Source organism: Pseudoduganella buxea (assembly GCF_009720835.1).
Taxonomy (GTDB): Bacteria; Pseudomonadota; Gammaproteobacteria; order Burkholderiales; family Burkholderiaceae_D; genus Rugamonas; species Rugamonas buxea.
Genome location: NZ_WNKZ01000207.1, coordinates 1 through 1,594, shown reverse-complemented (window position 1 = coordinate 1,594; position 1,594 = coordinate 1). Strand labels below are relative to the sequence as shown.

The 1,594-nt window shown below is 72.1% G+C and carries 1 protein-coding gene; it reads left to right on the top strand.

What is annotated here, in order from left to right:
* Positions 1 to 1,594: DUF4175 family protein (locus GM672_RS28595; protein WP_170300284.1), on the top strand; the 1,594-nt coding region annotated here is incomplete at both ends.

Below are 1,594 nucleotides of genomic sequence, written 5' to 3'. Positions count from 1 at the left end.
GCCTGGGATGCCCGGCGCTGGCGCCGGCGTTCTGCCGCCGAGTGGCCGCGCTGGCTGGACGATGCCGTGCCCGCGCTGGAAGACAGCAGCCGCCTGCTGGCCGCGCCGGCGTCGCCGCTGGCACGGTTGCAGCGTGAGCGCCTGCTCGCGCGCCTGCCGGACGTGTTAGGGCCAAGCCAGTACGACGCCATCGCACGAACCAGAACACACGCCAGCTGGTGGCCCGCCGCCCTGGCCATGGCGGGCGCCGCTGCAATCTGGTTGCCGACGGCCCTGCACCAGCCGGGCGCCGCGCTGCATTCGGCAGCGCCGGCGGCCAAGGCGGCGGCGCTGACGGCGGCGTTGACCGTGCACGTAACGCCCCCAGCCTATACCGGCGCCAAGCCGTACGACACGGCGCCGCGCGACCTCGTCGTGCCCCAGTACAGCCAGGTGCGCTGGTGCGCCCGCGCCGGCGACGTCACCGTCGAACTGGGCGACGGCACGGTGCTGCCGGTGGCGCGGGGCGCTTGCCGCGAGTGGCGTGCCGAAGACGCCGTGGCCTGGCGCAGCAGCGTGCAGCGCGCGCTGCGCTACGATATCCGCGTCACGCCCGACCAGCCACCCGTCGTGACGGTGGCCGCGCCCGTGCAGGCCCTGCAACTGCTGGCGCCCGGCACGGCGAGCGTGCGCATTGCCGTGGCGGCGCGGGACGACCACGGCATCGCCCGCGCCACCTTGCACCTGACCCTGGCTAGGGGCAGCGGCGAGAACATCCGCTTCACGGACCGCGAAATGCCGCTGCCGCAGGGCCGCGACGGCAAGCGGCGCGACTGGCAGAAGGACTGGACGCTGGCCGAACTGGGCATGGAGCCTGGCGACGAGCTGTACTTCTTCGTGCGCGCCACCGACAACGACCCCCGCCATCCGCACACGGTGCAGTCGCCCACGCACACCTTGCGCCTGCCCGGGCCGGAAAGCGAGGCGCTCGATTCGTCCGCGCTGCCCAGCATGGTGAAGCCGGAAAACCTGCGCAGCCAACGCCAGATCATCATCGACACGGAGCAGCTGATCGCCGACATGCGCGGCAAGCTGGCCCCCGGCGCCGTGCGCGAGCGCAGCGAAAGCATCGCCGCCGACCAGGCCCAGTTGCGCCGCCGTTATGGCCAGTTCCTGGGCGAGGAATCGACGCTGTTCGGCGACGAAGAGCACGGGGAGCACGAAGAACACGGGGAACATGAAGAACACAAGCCGATGAATGCGAACACGAACCTGGCGGCGCAATTCGGCCACGCCCACGACATGGAAGACAACGCCACCATCTTCGACCCGCAGACCAAGGCCGTGCTGCGGCGCGCGCTGACGGCCATGTGGGAGGCGGAAAAGGCATTGCGGGCGATCACGCCGAAGACGGCACTGCCGCCCGAGTACAAGGCGCTGGCCGCGATCAAGGAATTGCAGCAGGCCGAGCGCGTGTACCTGCACCGCGCCGCCTTCGAGCCGCCCGCGATCCGCGAGGACAAGCGCTTGACGGGCGACGCCACCGGCGCCGCCAGCTCGCGCCGGGTGCAGGACGCCGGCACCGATCCGCTGGCCGCGCGGGGCGCCGCCGAGG